Genomic DNA, 15322 nt, shown 5'->3' on the forward strand with positions numbered 1-15322 from the left:
TCGCCCCGGACAGCGCTCACGCGGCCGGCGCAACGGAGGCGTCCGCCGGGGAGCGGCAGCGACCTCAGCCCTTCTCCGTGACGCCCGCGGCGTCGAAGGTCGCGACCTCGTGCATGACCCGCGCGGCGCTCTGCACGAGCGGCAGCGCGAGCAGCGCCCCGGTCCCCTCGCCGAGCCGCAGGTCGAGGTCGACCAGCGGCCTGAGCCCGAGGGTGGTGAGCGCGGCCACGTGGCCGGGCTCCGCGCTGCGGTGCCCGGCGATGCACGCGGCGAGCACCTCGGGCGCGATGGCCCGCGCGACGAGGGCGGCCGCACCGGCGCTGACGCCGTCCAGGATCACCGGGGTGCGCAGGGCCGCGCCGCCCAGCAGCAGGCCGACCATCGCGGCGTGTTCGAGGCCGCCGATCGCGGTGAGCACGCCGATCGGGTCGGCCGGGTCGGGCCGGTGCCGGTCGAGCGCGCGGCGCACGACGTCCACCTTGCGGGCGTGCATCTCGTCGTTGATGCCGGTGCCGCGGCCGGTGACCTCCGCCGGGTCGACCCCGGTGAAGACCGCGATGATCGCCGCGGACGTGGTGGTGTTGGCGATGCCCATCTCACCGGTGAGCAGCGCCTTGTTGCCGGCCGCGACGAGGTCGCGGGCGGTCTCGATGCCCACCTCGATGGCGCGCAGCGCCTCCTCGCGGGTCATCGCCGGCCCGGTGGTGAAGTCCGCCGTGCCGGGACGCACCTTGCGCGGCAGCAGCCCGGGGGTGCTGGGGAGTTCGGACGCGACGCCGACGTCGATGACGCACAGTTCGGCGCCGACCTGGTTGGCGAACGCGTTGCACACCGCGCCGCCGCCGAGGAAGTTGGCGACCATCTGCGCGGTGACCTCCTGCGGCCACGCGGTCACGCCCTGGGCGTGCACGCCGTGGTCGCCGGCGAAGATCGCCACCGCCGCGGGCTCCGGGATCGGCGGCGGGCACTGCCGCGACAGCCCGCTGAGCTGCGCGGAGATGATCTCCAGCATGCCGAGCGCACCGGCCGGCTTGGTCATCCGCTTCTGCCGCTCCCACGCCTCGCCGAGCGCCTTGGCGTCCAGCGGGCGGATGCCGCGCAGCGTCTCCTCCAGCAGGTCGTGCGGCTCCTCGCCGGGCAGCGCCCGGTTGCCGTACTCCTCGTCGTGCACCACCCAGGACAGCGGCCGGCGCTGGGACCAGCCCGCCTCCATCAGCTCGGGCTCCTCGGGGAACTCGTCGACATACCCGACGCACAGGTACGCGACGACCTCCAAGTGCTCGGGCAGGCCGAGTTCGGTGACCATCTGGCGCTCGTCGAAGAAGCTGACCCAGCCGACGCCGAGGCCCTCGGCGCGGGCCGCGAGCCACAGGTTCTCGACGGCGAGCGCGGAGGAGTACGGGGCCATCTGCGGCTGGGTGTGCCGGCCCAGGATGTGGCGGCCGCCGCGGGTCGGGTCGGCGGTCACGACGATGTTCACCGGGGTGTCGAGGATCGCCTCGATCTTCAGCTCGCGGAACTGCCGGGCCCGCGCCTTGGGCAGCGACTTGGCGTACGCCTCGCGCTGCCGCATGGCCAGCTCGTGCATCTTCTCGCGGGTCTTCTCCGAGCGGATGACGACGAAGTCCCAGGGCTGCGAGTGGCCGACGCTCGGCGCGGTGTGCGCCGCCTCCAGCACGCGCAGCAGCACGTCGTGCGGGATCGGGTCGGAGCGGAAGCCGTTGCGGATGTCCCGCCGCTCCCGGATCACCCGGTGCACGGCGTCGCGCACGGAGGGCTCGTACGGCTCGGCGGCCGGCTCCTGCCGGGCGGGGGCGGGCTCGGCGGGGGCGGCCTCGGCAGGGGCCACCGCCTCGGTGATGGGCAACGCCTCGGTGGGGGTCACCGGCTCGGCAGCGGCCGCGTCGACGGGGGCCGCCTGCGGCTGAGGTGCCTGCGACTGGACCGGCTCCGGCTGCACGGCTTCCGGCTGGGCCGCCTCCGGCTCCGCGACGACAACGGGTTCGGTCGCGGCCGCGCCGCGCCTGCGGCCGCCGCGGCGGGGCCTGGCCGGTGCGGCGGCCGCGGCGTCCACGCCGTCGGCGGCCTCCGCGGCGTCCGCCGCATCCGCGCCCTCGCCGGGCGCCACCGGAACAACGGGCGTACCGGCGGCGGGAGTCGCGTCCGCGCCTTCCGGGCCCGCGCTGTGCCGCGCCCGGCCGGCCGGCTCGGCCAGCGCGAGCACGGGCTCCGCGGCGGGCGGCACGACCTCGACCGGCTGCGGGACGTCGGCCCCGGCGGCCGGTACGGAAGCGGCGGTGTCCGCGGGGGCGTCCTGGAGCGCCGCGGCCTCTGTCGCCGCGCCGGACGCGGGGGGCGCGCCAGGACCGCCCTGCGCGGACGGTACGGGCACGGCCACCGGTGCCGGCACCGGCTGGGGCTGCGCCGGGAGTTCCACCGACGACGCGTCGGGGGCGGCCTGCTCGGGTGCGGCGGGCACATCCGCGGCAGGCGTCTGCGCGGCGGCGGACACGGCGGCGACGGGCGCCTCGACGACGCCGGTCCCCTGCGCCGAACCGTCCGCCGCGCCAGGCGCGTCGACAGCCGCCCGCGTGGGCTCCACCGGGGCGGGCGCGGCCTGCTCGGCCGCCTGCGGCGCCGGCTGGGCGGTCGACGGCGCGTCGAAGGGCACCAGGCCGGACGCGTCGGCCGGCTCACCGACGGCCGCGGGCAGCGGCACGGACGCGGGCGCCGCCGGTGCCGGGGCGTCCACCGCTGCCGCGAGGTTCACGCCCGCGCCACCGCCGAGGGTCACCGGACCCGGTGCCGCCGCGGCCACCGCGGCACTCTGGGCCGCGGCCACGGGCTGCGCGGCGACATGGCCCGTCGCCGTCACCTCGGACTGCGTGGACGCGTCGGGCCGCGTGGAGGCGTCCGGCTGCGCGGTTCCATCCGGCTGCGCGGTTCCATCCGGCTGCGCCGCGACATCAGGCTGCGCCGCGACATCAGGCTGCACGGTGACGTCCGACTGCGGGGTTCCATCCGGCTGCACGGTGCCATCCGGCTGGGCCGTGCCATCCGGCTGCGCGGAGACGTCATGCTGCGCCGGAGCCGTACCGCCCGCGTGCGGTGCGGTGTCGGCGGGCCGGATCCGGCCCAGGGCGACGTCCGCCGCGTCCGCCGCGACGCCGCCGGCCGGAACGGCCGCCGCGAACTGCGGTCCCTCCGCCGCGACGTGTGTCGCGAAGCCGACGCCCTGCGAGGCCGCGGGCGCGGAGCCCTGCGCGGGGACGGCGGCGACGACCGGCGCCACGGGCGGCGCGGGGGCCACCGGCGCGGGCGGCGCGGCCGCGAAGGTCTGTGCCGGGATCACGCTGTCGGCGTGCGGGATGAGGGAGTGCTGCGAGGGGGTGTCCTCGGCCGGCGCGGGCCAGCCGGGCTCCGCGGTCTGCTGCGCGGGGATGCCGGAGGATTCGTCGCGCGGCACGTCGAGGTACTCGGGTCCGGAGGTGGGCGGGCCGGCGACGGCGGGGCCGCGGTCGGCGAGGGAGCGGACCGAGACGCCGCCGGTGGCGGTCTCCGGCATCGGCGGACCCATGTGGAGCGGGCGGCGCGGCGCGGGCGGGACCATCGGCGCGGGGTTCTCCACCGGCACCTCGGTGGGCACCTCGACGGAGATGTGCGCGACCGGGTGCAGCAGCGCGGGCGGCGGCGGCACCGGCTGCGGGTCGCTCCACGAGCCCTGCGGGCCGGGCATCAGCAGCACGTCGTCCTCGTCGTCGAGACCCGCGCCGGGCGCGGCCGGCTGCTCCAGGTACTCGTACGCGGGCAGCGGGTCGGTGAGCGGGTCGCCACCCCAACCGGGCTGCTGCGGCGCGCCGTTGGCGGGGAGTTGCGCGCCGCTGCCGGGAAGGCCGCGGTGCGGTGCGGGAGACGCGTCTGCGACGCCGTTCTCCGGCAGCCCCTCGCCGGGGATCCGACCGGTGTCCGTCATGCGTGCCCCTCGCCCATCGGTTTCGCTCCTTCCAGCCGCCGCGCGCCCATATCCCCACCGCGTGCCGCGTCCCGAACGAACAACGAGTGTGCCCGGGATGCGGCACGTGGGCGCCGGGCGTCTCGAACAGACGAACGCCCCGTCAGCGCACGACGACAGCACAACGGTCCGCCAGCCTACCCCGCGGTGGGCGGCCGCCCGGCCATCGGTCCGCACCTCGGGACGTATCTCACATGGGTGCCGTACGCGCCCGCGCCACCAGCGGAAACGTGGTAGCGGACGGCCTTGTTGACCATGGTGCGCGGGGGGTCTGCGGGGCGTGCCGGACGGCGCCGGCCGGTCAGCGGCGGGTACCGGTCAGCAGGAAGGTCACCGACCTGTCGCGCTCGGCCCATTCGCCGTCCAGTTCGACCGACTGGACCAGCGAGCGCTCCACGGCGTAACCGCCTTCCTCCAGCGCCCTGCTGACCGCCTCGGCCTCGTCGCGGTTGGCGGCGGCGGTGACGATGCGCTCCGGGCGGCGGGCCGCGACGGCGGCGGTCACCTCGGCGTCGGTGCAGCCGATCCGCACCACGTCGGGCTCCGGGAGGTCGTCGAGCACCTGCGGTGCGGCGCCGTGCACGACGTGCAGCTGGACGCCGGCGCGGCGGCCGGTGGCGGTGATCCAGTCGCAGGCGTCGGCGTCGCGGTCCACCGCGATGACGGCCGCGCCGAACCTGGCCGCCTCCACGGCGACCGCGCCGTCCGCCGCGCCGATGTCCCACAGCAGGTCGCCGGTGCGCGGGCCCAGCCGGGCCAGTTGGAAGGCGCGGACCTGCGCGGGCAGGTTGCCGCCGTACTCGGAGGCGGGCAGCGCCCAGCCGCGGACCAGGCCCGGGTCGCGGCCGGCGATCCAGCTGCCGGCGGACTGCGCGGGCGGGCCGCCGGGCCCGGCGGTGTCCGCGGCGGCGGAGACGCCGCCGACCACCAGGACCACGTTGGGGTCGCGCCAGATGTGGTCGGCGACCTTGTCGGAGGTGAGGACGGTGACCTGTTCCTGCTCGGTGCCGAGGGCCTCGCAGATGAGGAAGGTGCGGTGCACTCCGGTGAGCAGCAGGGCGAGTTCGGCGGGGCCCGCGCCGGGCGCGGTGAGCACCGCGACCTTGGGGTGCGCGCGGCAGACGTTCACGGCGCGGCGCAGCGTACGGCTGGTGGCGACGACCACCCGGGCGTCGTCCCAGGGCATGCCGGCCCGCGCGAACGCCTGGGCCACCGAGGAGACGCCGGGCACGACCTCGATCTCCAGGCCGTGCTCGGGTGCGCGCAGCGCGCGGACCACGCCGAAGAACCCGGGGTCGCCGTCGGCGAGTACGACGGCGCTGCCGCGGTGCTTGGCGATCCGGCGGGCGGCGATGTCGATGCTGCCGAGCACGATCTGCTCGGCGTCCTCGGGGACGTAGGGCAGCGCGAGGTGGTGCCGGGTGCCGGCGACAAGGGTGGCGGCGCCGAGCGCGGCTCGTGCGGCGTCGGACGGGGGCGAGCCGTCCCATCCGATCACGGTGACCCGGTCGGCCATCGTCGTCTGCCTCCAGGTCGCGTGTGTGCGGGGATCGGTGCGGGACCGGGTCGGCCCCGGGGCAAGAACCCTAACCCGGCGCGCGGCGCGGCGGACCCCAGGGTGCGCTCAGCGGCGGTCGGCGTAGGCGCTGTAGTCGGTGTAGACCTCGTACGCCTCCTCGCCGGCGCCCGATCCGGCCTCGTCGTCGTCGAGGTCCTCGGGGAGCAGGCTCCACACCAGCAGGTCGGTACGGGTCTCGGCCCAGCCGTCGCCCGCGCCGCCGTGGCCGGCGGCCGCGGTACGGCCGTCCTCGGGCCGCACCCGGACCAGCCCGGCGCCGCGCAGCACCCCTTCGCTGACGCAGCCGACCTTCTGCGCGACCTGCTGGGAGGCGGTGTTGTCGGCGGCGGTGCGCAGCTCCACCCGCTCGAAGCCCTGCTCGTCGAAGAGCCAGCGGCACACCGCGAGCACCGATTCACTGGCGTAGCCCTCACCGCGCGCCCAGGCGGCGGTGAGGTAGCCGATCTCGGTGCCGCGGACGCGCCAGTCGGTGTGCTGCAGCGTGACGGTGCCCACCAGCCGCTGGGTGAGGAACTCGGTGACGGCGAGCACCAGCCCGCGGCCCTCGGTGCGTTCGGCGGCCGCGCCGGCGGTGGCGTAGGCGTGGGCGTCGTCGGCCGTGTAGGGATGCGGGACGGCGGTCCAGGCGGTGACCAGCTCGTCGTTCATCATCTCGGTGAGCGCGGGGACGTCCGCCTCCTCGTACGCGCGCAGCACCAGCCGTTCGGTGCTGAGGGTGATGTCCGGGAAGGTGGCTGTCATTCGCTGCTCCGTAACCAGGGCACGTGTGGATTGCACAGCATGCAGCATCAGGCGCGGCGTCCGCGGGGCAGGGTCGCCGGGGGCGGGGTGCCCCGGCGGTTCCGGGCGGCCGCGGGACGCTGCGTCGAACGCCCTTCCAGAGTAGGGCGGATGCCGGTCAGGACGGGTATCCGTGGACGTCACCCGATCCTGCTACCGTCTGCCCGCGTGACGGTGCACCACGCAGCAGGAGTCGGCTACCAGCGGGCCGCGGGGGTCTACGAGCGCTCCCGGCCCTCCTATCCGCTCTCGGCGCTCGCCGCGCTCGCGGACACGCTGCCGCTGGAGGCGGGGCGCACGGTGGTCGATCTCGGGGCGGGGACCGGCAAGTTCACCCGGCTGCTGGCGCTGACCGGCGCCGAGGTGCTGGCCGTGGAGCCGGTCCGTGAGATGCGCGAGCGGCTCGCCGAGCTGCTGCCGGGGGTGGCGGTGACCGCAGGCACCGCGGAGGCGACCGGGCTGCCCGGCGGCTGCGCGGACGCGGTGGTGGCGGCGCAGTCCTGGCACTGGTTCAGGACCGGCGAGGCGCTGCCGGAGGTCGAGCGGCTGCTGCGGCCGGGCGGTGCGCTGGTGCTGGTGTGGAACACGTACGACACGTCGGTGCCGTGGGTGCGGGACTTCCAGGACATCTACTTCCGGCTGGCGCCCAAGGACCTGCCGAGCCCGCCGCTCGCGTCACGGCCGGGCGATCCGGGCGGCTGGCGCGAGGTGTTCGCCGGCCGGGCCGGCTGGAGCGCGATCGAGGAGCGGCACTGGCCCAACCCGCACTCGACGACGGTCGTGGACGTGGTGGAGCGGATGATGTCGTCGAGCCACATAGCCGTGCTGGACGCGGCGGCGCAGGACCGGGTCCGCACCGAGGTGGAGGCGGTCCTCGCCCGCCACCGGGTGGCGGGCGAGGACGGTGCGATGGAGTTGCCGTACACGACGGACGTGTACGTGCTGCGGCGCGGCTGAGCCCGGCGGCGCCGTCAGCGACGCTCGGCCGGCGGTCAGCCGACGCTCAGCCGGCGGTCAGCCGGCGGCCTCGGCGGTGACGAGGCCGGGCTGCGGGGCCGGCGCCGGGCGCTCGGGCGGCGCGATCTCGACCTGGATGCCCTGCTCGCGCAGGAAGCCGATGGGCACCACGTTGTCCTCGAAGCGCCCGGGGAGCTCGATCCGCATCCGGCCGACCTGCCGGCCGTCGCGGGTCTCCATCGCGGCCCTCAGGATCGAGATGTCGATGTTGTAGGTGCGCGCGAGCCGGGAGATCACCGGACGGGTCGTGCTGTCGCCGTGGAAGGTCAGGTCCACGACGGTGCCGGATTCCACCAGACGTCCGCCTTTCTTGTGGGCGAGGGAGGGCACGGGAGGTTCGGGGCAGGGTGGGGGCTGGGCGCGCGGGGCGTGCGGCGGCGCCGTCGTCCACTGCGGGATCTGCCCTGCGGAACGGGTGACACGGGGCGGCGGCGGCCTGGTGCGGCCGCGGCGCGGGTCTCGCTTCGGGGCGCGGGACGTGGTGGGTGCGGGCCCTCGGTCAGCGACACATTCGACAGGCACGACGGATACCGGGCGTGGTCGCCTCGGTCGCGCGGCAGCGGCGGTTCGTCGTGGTCATGTGTCCCAGTAAAGCAGAGCCGGTCGCGGTACCGAAACGGGGACAATCCGCTCCCTGTCATGACAACCGCGGAAACGGGGCGGGACGGCCGGGGCGGGGGGCGGCGGGAAGCGGGGGTGACCGCCCGTAATACAGTCTTCGCATGCTCGACGCGGTCATCATCACGGTCTCCGTCACGGCGCTGCTGCTGGCGGCGTGGTGCGGCTACGCGGCCTACCGCGACTCCCCGACGAAGGACTGGCACTTCGCCGGGATGGCCGTGGTGACGCTGGCCACACTGGTCCAGCTGGTGATCTCGGTGGCCCAGCTGGCCCACGGCGACCGGCCGGACCAGGGCATGGCGGTGTTCCTGGCGTATCTGATCGGCGCGGTCTGCACGATCCCGGCGGCGGCCTTCATGTCCCTTGCCGAGCGCACCCGTTGGGGCTCGGCGATCGTGGCGGCCGGCGGCGTGATCGTCGCGGTGCTCGAACTGCGCCTGCACGAGATCTGGGGAGGCGGACATGGCTGAGACGGGCACGGCTGGGACGGACGTGACGAGGGCGGGCGACGTGACGACGACGGACCCGGAAGCACCGGACGCGGCGGCGCCGGCGGGCGGCATCGGGACGGGTCCCGGCCGGCTGCTGCTCTGGCTGTACGGGATGTTCACGGTGGCCGCGCTCTCCCGGTCGATCGTGCAGATCTGCACCGAGTTCCACCACGCGCCGCTGGCCTACCTGCTCTCCGCGGTCGCCGGCGTGGTCTACGCGGTGATCCTGGTGGCCCTGGTCAAGGGCGGCGAGTCGGCGCGCAGGATCGCCATGGTCTGCTGCTCGGGCGAGCTGCTCGGCGTGCTCACCGTCGGCACCCTGACCATCGCGGACTCCTCGGCCTTCGCCGACTCGACGGTCTGGTCGTACTACGGCGCCGACTACCTGCTGCTGCCGCTGGGGCTGCCGGTCGCCGGACTGCTGTGGCTGCGCCGCTCGGCCCGTGCCCGCGAGGCGGGCGGGGCGCAGGCGGCGGCACAGCGGTCCGGCGACGCGTGAAGGGTTCGCGCGCGAAGCGGCCGGGGCCGGCTCAGGCGCTGGCCGCGTAGGTGATCGCCGACGGCTCCACCGGTGCGGTCTTCTCCATGTGCACCAGGCTCAGCCGGCGGCTGACGGGTTCGGCGGCGCCCACCTGCTCGTAACCGAGCTTGCGGTACATCCGCAGGTTGACCTCGCTGCGGTGGCCGGTGAAGAGGCGGTAGCGCTTGGCCTCCGCCTCGGCCGTCAGCCGGCCTTCGAGGGCGGCCAGCAGCCGCCCGCCGAGGCCGTGCCGCTGCAGTCGCGGGTGGACGATGAGCTTGCCGATGCGGGCCGTGCCGTCGTCGTCGACGGCGCCGCGGACCGAGCCGACGACTTCCTCGCCGAGCCGTGCGACCAGCACGACACCGTGGGCGAGTTCCGCCCGGAGTTCGTCGAGGGTCTGGGTGAGCGGCTCCAGGGTGTAGTCGCCGTACAGCTCGGCTTCGCCCTGATAGCAGAGGTACTGGAGTTTCAGGATCTTCTCGGCGTCACTGTGGTCCGCCGTAGAGATGGTCACGCTCATGCCCATGCGCGCTGGCCTCCCCTTCGAATCCGTCCGGGCAGTTTGAGGGTGGGTGAAGGCGCCCGGGACGTGTGCTGGAGCGGAGTTGGTGCGGGTGTGCGCCGCCTCCGTGGCGCCGATGATCGCACAAACATTCCGGCCGGGTACCGCCCCCGCGCTACCCGTCCCAGTCCTGTCCGGGTGCGCCGAAGGTGCCCACTGCCGCTGACTGTTTACCGTGCATTACCCCGTCCCACGGGGGATCCAACCCTCGATTTCAGGAGAGTTCGCAGACATCCCAGGCACCGCGAGCGGAGCGGCCCGAGGCTGCCCTGTGAGATTCCCAACTCCCGGGAGATTTCCCGGTAAGTGAGGTCGGAACGGGACATGAGGGCCGAGACGACCTGCGGGCAGCGGCCGGGCAGCCGGCCGATCGCGGCGCGCACCGCCCGGCTGCGCTCGTCGTCCAGCACCTCGTCCTCGACGCCCGGCGCGTTCCTGGCCGCGGGCCCCGACCCGAAGTGGTAGCCGAAGGCGTCGTACGGGTGGACGCCGCGGGCCGCCCGGGACGCCGCGCGCACTTCGGCGCGCACCGCGGTGCGCAGCCAGCGGAGGGGCTCGGCGGGTGGCGCGGCCAGCTCCAGCAGCCGCAGCCAGACCGCCTGTTCGACGTCGGCGTGCTCGATCCCGGCGTCCGGGGGCGCCTCGGCGGCGACCTCCGCGGCCAGCAGGGGACGCAGCCGCGCGTAGCGGTCGTAGCGGTCCGGTTCGCTCATGGTGACGTGCATATCCGGCGGCGCGCGCCGCGGGCGCCGCCGGGATGCCCGGCGCGACGATCTTCACCCGATGGGGTGGCCGGCGCGCGACCCCCGCCGCCGCCTGCGTCAACACTGTGTATCCGGTGGGTGAACCCGGCGCGCGCGGGTGCCGCTTGCGGAAGTATCGTCGTGGTGTACGGGCCGGTAAGGTCGTACGCGAACCCGTCGCCGTCATGACCGTCACCGCCCGGAGGGGTCCCTTGTTCTCCCGCCTGTCCCGCAGCGTGCTCAAGGTGATCCTCGGTCTGCTGATGCGTGTGCTGTACCGGCCGGTCGTCGAGGGCATCGAGCACATCCCCGGCGAGGGCCCGGTGATCCTGGCCGGCAACCATGTCACCTTCATCGACTCGATGTTCCTGTCGCTGGTGGTGGAGCGGCAGGTGTACTTCATCGGCAAGGACGAGTACGTCACCGGCAAGGGCGTCAAGGGCCGCCTGATGGCCTGGTTCTTCACCACCTGCGGCATGATCCCGGTCGACCGGGACGGCGCCCGCGGCGGTGTCGCCGCGCTGATGACGGGCCGCCGGGTGCTGGACGAGGGCAGGATCTTCGGCATCTACCCGGAGGGCACCCGCTCCCCTGACGGCCGGCTGTACCGCGGCCGTACCGGCATCGCCCGGCTGGCGATGATGACGGGCGCGCCCGTGGTGCCGTTCGCGATGATCGGCACCGACAAGGTGCAGCCCGGCGGCAAGGGCATGCCCAGGATCGCCCCGGTCACCGTCCGCTTCGGCGCCCCGCTCGACTTCGCCCGCTACGAGGGCATGGACCGCGACCGCTATGTGCTGCGCGCCGTCACCGACGAGGTGATGAGCCACGTCATGCGCCTTGGCGGCCAGGAGTACGTGGACATCTACGCCACCAAGGCGAAGGCCGCCTGACCCTCGCACCGCCGAGGACGCCGGCCGGGCTCTCCCGCCGGCGCTCCCGCACCGATTCTCCGCCGCCCCTCCTCCGCTTCACCGCCGCCCGCTGCCTGCCGGACCGCCGTCGGTGGAACCGGCGACCTGCCGCGATCCGTCTACGCCGTCGACGGGTGGGTGACATGCTGTGCCCATCCGGATACCGGGCGCAGTGCCGAGGGGGTCGCGTGGTCCGTGGAGCCGAGGGCGGCGGGGACGGGAGGCGTGCGGCCGGTCCGCGCGCGAGGTTACGGAACCGGGCCCTGCGGCATGCCGCCTGGGCCGCGGCGCTCTCCGCGGTGGTGGTGACCGCGTCGGGGACCGGAGGGGCCGCGCCGGCGCGGCCGCCGGGTCAGCGGGTGACGGCCCTTCAGCAGGCGGACCTGCCGCGGCGCGCCCCGGCCGACGAGTCGTGCCACCCGCTGGAGAGCTACCGTCCGCAGGGGCCGCTGCCGCAGCCGGGCCACATGCCGGCGCACTCCACCATGGCGGACATCGTCGCCCGCGGCCGGCTGATCGCCGGCGTCGACCAGAACTCGTACCTCTTCGGCTACCGCGACCCGCTCACCGGGCAGCTGGACGGCTTCGAGATCCAGCTGCTGCGGCGGATCTCCACGGCGCTGTTCGGCAGCCCGGACCGCATCCAGTTCCGGACGATCACCTCGGCCCGGCGCATCCCGGTGCTGACCGAGCACTCGGTGGACATCGTGGTGGACTCGATGACCATCAACTGCGACCGGTGGAAGCAGGTGGCCTTCTCCAGCGACTACATGGACGCCGGGCAGCGGGTGCTGGTGCCGCGGTCCTCCCCGGCCCGGTCGATCGACGACCTCGGCGGCAGGAAGGTGTGCGCGGCGGGCGGCACCACGTCGATCCAGACGCTGGAGGACATCAGGAAGCACCCCGTGATCCCGGTGGCGGTCGCGGACTGGACGGACTGCCTGATGCTGATGCAGCTGGGAAAGGTGGACGCGGCCTCGACGGACGACACCATCCTGATCGGGCTGCAGGCGCAGGACCCCGACACCCGGCTGATCGGGCCGCGGTTCACCCGCGAGCCGCACGGCATCGCGATGCGCCGCGACCAGACCGACCTGGTGCGGTTCGTCAACGGGGTGCTGGAGCAGATGCGGCAGGACGGCTCGCTGGTCGCGCTGGAGAAGCGCTGGCTGGGCTCCTCCGCCGGCCAGTTCATCCCCCCGCCGGCCGCGTCGTACCGGGACTGACACGGCGTACCGGGACTGACGCGCCGGGATCGGCGCGGCGCCCGGCGGACGACCGCCGGGCGCCGTCGCCGCCGAGGGCTCGGGCCGGTGCGCGGACTACTTCTTCGCGTCGGCCCAGGCGTGCTGGACCGCGAGGTCCGCCTTGACCTCGGCGAGCTGGACGGCGACCGCGCTGGGCGCGGTGCCGCCGCGGCCGTCGCGCGAGGCCAGCGCGCCGGGCACGTCGAGCACGCCGCGCACCTCGGGGGTCAGGTGCGCGGAGATCTTGGCGAACTGCTCGTCCGTCAGCTGGTGCAGCTCGATGCCCTCGGCCTCGCAGACCTTGACGCACTCCCCCGCGACCTCGTGCGCGACGCGGAACGGCACGCCCTGCCGTACCAGCCACTCGGCGATGTCGGTGGCGAGCGAGAAGCCGGCCGGCGCCAGCTCCTCCATCCGCTCGCGGTGCACCGTGAGGGTGGCCATCATCCCGGTGAACGCCGGGAGCAGCACCTCCAGCTGGTCGCAGGAGTCGAAGACCGGCTCCTTGTCCTCCTGGAGGTCCCGGTTGTAGGCCAGCGGCAGCGCCTTGAGGGTGGCCATCAGCCCGGTGAGGTTGCCGATCAGCCGGCCGGACTTGCCGCGGGCCAGCTCGGCGATGTCCGGGTTCTTCTTCTGCGGCATGATCGAGGAGCCGGTGGAGAAGGCGTCGTGGAGGGTGACGAAGGAGAACTCCTTCGTGTTCCACAGGATGACCTCCTCGGCGATCCTCGACAGGTTGACGCCGATCATCGCCGTGACGAAGGCGAACTCGGCGGCGAAGTCCCGCGAGGCGGTGCCGTCGATGGAGTTGCCGGTGCTGCCGTGCTCGAAGCCGAGGTCCCTGGCCACCGCCTCGGGGTCGAGGCCGAGCGAGGAGCCGGCCAGCGCGCCGGAGCCGTAGGGGGAGACCGCGGTCCGCTCGTCCCACTGCCGCAGCCGCTCGGCGTCCCGGGACAGCGCCTGGACGTGCGCCAGCACATGGTGCGCGAAGAGCACCGGCTGGGCGTGCTGGAGGTGGGTGCGGCCGGGCATCGCGGTGTCCGGGTGCGCCTCGGCGAGGCCGACCAGCGCGTCCTGCAGGTCGGCGACGAGGCCGCCGATGATCCTCGCGTGGTCGCGCAGGTACATCCGGAAGAGGGTGGCCACCTGGTCGTTGCGGGAGCGGCCGGCCCGCAGCTTGCCGCCGAGGTCGGGGCCGAGCCGCTCCAGCAGGCCGCGCTCCAGCGCGGTGTGCACGTCCTCGTCGGCGATGGTGCCGCGGAAGTCGCCCGCGGCGACGTCGGCTTCGAGGGTGTCGAGGCCGCCGATCATCCGGTCGAGCTCCTCGGCGGTGAGCAGCCCGGCCCGGTGCAGCACCCGGGCGTGCGCCCGCGAGCCGGCGATGTCGTACGGGGCCAGCCGGAAGTCGAAGTGCACCGAGGCGGAGAGCCGCTCCAGGGCGGCGGAGGGTCCGTCGGCGAACCTGCCGCCCCAGAGCTTGACGTCCTTGGGCGCGCCCGCGCCGTCCGCGCTCACTGGGCGACGTCCACGTCGTGCGCGGTCCGCAGGTCACGCCGGGCGGCGATCTTGCCGGACATGCCGAAGATCTCGATGAACCCCTTGGACAGCGACTGGTCGAAGGTGTCGCCGGTGTCGTAGGTGGCGAGGTGGAAGTCGTAGAGCGAGGTGTCGGACTTCCGGCCGGTGACGACGGCCCGGCCGCCGTGCAGGACCATCCGGATCTCGCCGGTGACGTGCTGGTTGGCCTCGGCGATGAAGCCGTCCAGGGCCCGCTTGAGCGGCGAGAACCACAGGCCGTCGTAGACCAGCTCGCCCCAGCGCTGTTCCACCTGCCGCTTGTAGCGGGCGAGTTCGCGCTCGACGGTGACGTTCTCCAGCTCCTGGTGGGCGGTGATCAGGGCGATCGCGCCGGGGGCCTCGTAGATCTCCCGGGACTTGATGCCGACCAGCCGGTCCTCGACCATGTCGATCCGGCCGACGCCCTGGGCGCCGGCCCGCGCGTTCAGCTGCTGGACGGCCTGCAGCACGCTGACCGGCCTGCCGTCGAGGGCGACCGGGACGCCCTGCCGGAAGGTGATGACGACCTCGTCGGCCTCGCGCGGGGTGGCCGGGTTCGCGGTGTACTCGTAGACGTCCTCGATCGGGGCGTTCCAGATGTCCTCGAGGAAGCCGGTCTCGACGGCGCGGCCGAAGACGTTCTGGTCGATGGAGTACGGGGACTTCTTGCTGGTGGTGATCGGGAGGTTCTTCTCCTCGCAGAACGCGATGGCCCGGTCGCGGGTCATGGCGTAGTCGCGGACCGGTGCGATGCACGTGAGGTCGGGGGCGAGCGCGGAGATGCCGGCCTCGAACCTGACCTGGTCGTTGCCCTTGCCGGTGCAGCCGTGGGCGACGGTGCCGGCGCCGTGCTTCCTGGCGGCGGCCACCAGGTGCTTGACGATGACCGGCCGGGAGAGCGCGGAGACCAGCGGATAGCGGTCCATGTACAGGGCGTTGGCCTGGATCGCCGGGAGGCAGTACTCCTCGGCGAACTCGTCCCTGGCGTCCGCGACCTCGGCGTCGACCGCGCCGCAGGCGAGCGCACGCTTGCGGATGACGTCCAGGTCCTCGCCGCCCTGGCCGACGTCCACCGCGACCGCGATGACCTCGGCGCCGGTCTCCTCGGCGATCCAGCCGATGGCGACGGAGGTGTCAAGTCCGCCCGAGTAGGCGAGTACGACGCGCTCGGTCACGGGTCTCTCCTTACGATGCATACACTGACTCGTATAAGTATGCACTCCACTGCATGCTTCGTCAACGCGGCAGGTCAGCGGCGTGGCGGAGAGGCGCGGGG

General features: G+C 74.3%; 12 protein-coding genes and 1 pseudogene. 5 read left to right on the plus strand and 8 right to left on the minus strand.

Annotated elements, in window-relative coordinates:
- Positions 1-64: 64 nt before the first annotated feature.
- The 3 genes from cobT to V2S66_RS13405 form a co-directional block, all read right to left on the minus strand.
- A complete protein-coding gene (cobT, locus tag V2S66_RS13395; RefSeq protein ID WP_330794901.1) occupies positions 65-3973 on the minus strand; it encodes a nicotinate-nucleotide--dimethylbenzimidazole phosphoribosyltransferase in 3909 nt (1302 codons plus the stop codon).
- A 340-nt stretch (positions 3974-4313) separates the two neighbouring features.
- Positions 4314-5528 (minus strand): precorrin-6y C5,15-methyltransferase (decarboxylating) subunit CbiE, encoded by a 1215-nt coding sequence (gene cbiE / locus V2S66_RS13400; protein ID WP_330794902.1) that lies wholly within the window; start codon positions 5526-5528, stop codon positions 4314-4316.
- Positions 5529-5636: 108 nt separating this feature from the next.
- Positions 5637-6332, minus strand: coding sequence for a GNAT family N-acetyltransferase (locus V2S66_RS13405; protein WP_330794904.1), 696 nt, complete (start codon positions 6330-6332; stop codon positions 5637-5639).
- 207 nt (positions 6333-6539) lie between these two features.
- Here V2S66_RS13405 and V2S66_RS13410 point away from each other — a divergent pair, with 207 nt between their 5' ends.
- On the plus strand, positions 6540-7328 hold the full coding sequence (locus V2S66_RS13410; RefSeq protein ID WP_330794907.1) for a class I SAM-dependent methyltransferase: 789 nt from the start codon (positions 6540-6542) through the stop codon (positions 7326-7328).
- A gap of 57 nt (positions 7329-7385) precedes the next feature.
- On the opposite strand, the pseudogene V2S66_RS13415 reads toward V2S66_RS13410, so the two are convergent.
- Positions 7386-7694: pseudogene (locus V2S66_RS13415) on the minus strand (NIL domain-containing protein); the annotation flags it as partial.
- Between the two features lie 416 nt (positions 7695-8110).
- Between V2S66_RS13415 and V2S66_RS13420 the strand changes: the two are divergent.
- The gene (locus tag V2S66_RS13420) at positions 8111-8479 is read left to right on the plus strand and encodes a hypothetical protein (RefSeq protein WP_330794909.1); all 369 of its coding nucleotides are present in this window, start codon (positions 8111-8113) and stop codon (positions 8477-8479) included.
- Positions 8472-8999: a hypothetical protein gene (locus V2S66_RS13425; RefSeq protein WP_330794911.1), complete on the plus strand. Its 528-nt coding sequence runs from the start codon at positions 8472-8474 to the stop codon at positions 8997-8999. Before V2S66_RS13420 ends, V2S66_RS13425 begins: the two co-directional genes overlap by 8 nt.
- A 31-nt stretch (positions 9000-9030) precedes the next feature.
- Here V2S66_RS13425 and V2S66_RS13430 read toward each other — a convergent pair whose 3' ends face one another.
- Both V2S66_RS13430 and V2S66_RS13435 read right to left on the minus strand, forming a co-directional pair.
- Positions 9031-9549, minus strand: coding sequence for a GNAT family N-acetyltransferase (locus tag V2S66_RS13430; RefSeq protein ID WP_330794913.1), 519 nt, complete (start codon positions 9547-9549; stop codon positions 9031-9033).
- Positions 9550-9755: 206 nt separating this feature from the next.
- Positions 9756-10298: a sigma-70 family RNA polymerase sigma factor gene (locus V2S66_RS13435; RefSeq protein WP_330794915.1), complete on the minus strand. Its 543-nt coding sequence runs from the start codon at positions 10296-10298 to the stop codon at positions 9756-9758.
- Between the two features lie 215 nt (positions 10299-10513).
- On the opposite strand from V2S66_RS13435, the gene V2S66_RS13440 reads away from it, so the two are divergent.
- Both V2S66_RS13440 and V2S66_RS13445 read left to right on the plus strand, forming a co-directional pair.
- Positions 10514-11221: a lysophospholipid acyltransferase family protein gene (locus tag V2S66_RS13440; protein WP_413966380.1), complete on the plus strand. Its 708-nt coding sequence runs from the start codon at positions 10514-10516 to the stop codon at positions 11219-11221.
- Between the two features lie 380 nt (positions 11222-11601).
- The gene (locus tag V2S66_RS13445) at positions 11602-12468 is read left to right on the plus strand and encodes a glutamate ABC transporter substrate-binding protein (RefSeq protein WP_330794916.1); all 867 of its coding nucleotides are present in this window, start codon (positions 11602-11604) and stop codon (positions 12466-12468) included.
- A 96-nt stretch (positions 12469-12564) separates the two neighbouring features.
- Here the strand turns inward: V2S66_RS13445 and argH are convergent, their stop codons facing one another.
- Positions 12565-14004 (minus strand): argininosuccinate lyase, encoded by a 1440-nt coding sequence (gene argH, locus V2S66_RS13450; RefSeq protein WP_330794918.1) that lies wholly within the window; start codon positions 14002-14004, stop codon positions 12565-12567.
- The gene (locus V2S66_RS13455) at positions 14001-15221 is read right to left on the minus strand and encodes an argininosuccinate synthase (protein ID WP_330794920.1); all 1221 of its coding nucleotides are present in this window, start codon (positions 15219-15221) and stop codon (positions 14001-14003) included. The genes argH and V2S66_RS13455 overlap by 4 nt, the downstream gene beginning before the upstream one ends.
- Positions 15222-15322 lie beyond the last annotated feature (101 nt).

This window comes from Actinacidiphila polyblastidii, from assembly GCF_036353415.1.
In the GTDB taxonomy this organism is placed as follows: Bacteria; Actinomycetota; Actinomycetes; order Streptomycetales; family Streptomycetaceae; genus Actinacidiphila; species Actinacidiphila polyblastidii.

Coding starts and splice junctions, on each gene's coding strand:
- cbiE (WP_330794902.1), bottom strand. CDS start 5,528: ATGGCCGACCGGGTCACCGTGATCGGATGGGACGGCTCGCCCCCGTCC.
- V2S66_RS13425 (WP_330794911.1), top strand. CDS start 8,472: ATGGCTGAGACGGGCACGGCTGGGACGGACGTGACGAGGGCGGGCGAC.
- V2S66_RS13435 (WP_330794915.1), bottom strand. CDS start 10,298: ATGAGCGAACCGGACCGCTACGACCGCTACGCGCGGCTGCGTCCCCTG.
- V2S66_RS13430 (WP_330794913.1), bottom strand. CDS start 9,549: ATGGGCATGAGCGTGACCATCTCTACGGCGGACCACAGTGACGCCGAG.
- V2S66_RS13405 (WP_330794904.1), bottom strand. CDS start 6,332: ATGACAGCCACCTTCCCGGACATCACCCTCAGCACCGAACGGCTGGTG.
- cobT (WP_330794901.1), bottom strand. CDS start 3,973: ATGACGGACACCGGTCGGATCCCCGGCGAGGGGCTGCCGGAGAACGGC.
- V2S66_RS13440 (WP_413966380.1), top strand. CDS start 10,514: ATGACCGTCACCGCCCGGAGGGGTCCCTTGTTCTCCCGCCTGTCCCGC.
- V2S66_RS13420 (WP_330794909.1), top strand. CDS start 8,111: ATGCTCGACGCGGTCATCATCACGGTCTCCGTCACGGCGCTGCTGCTG.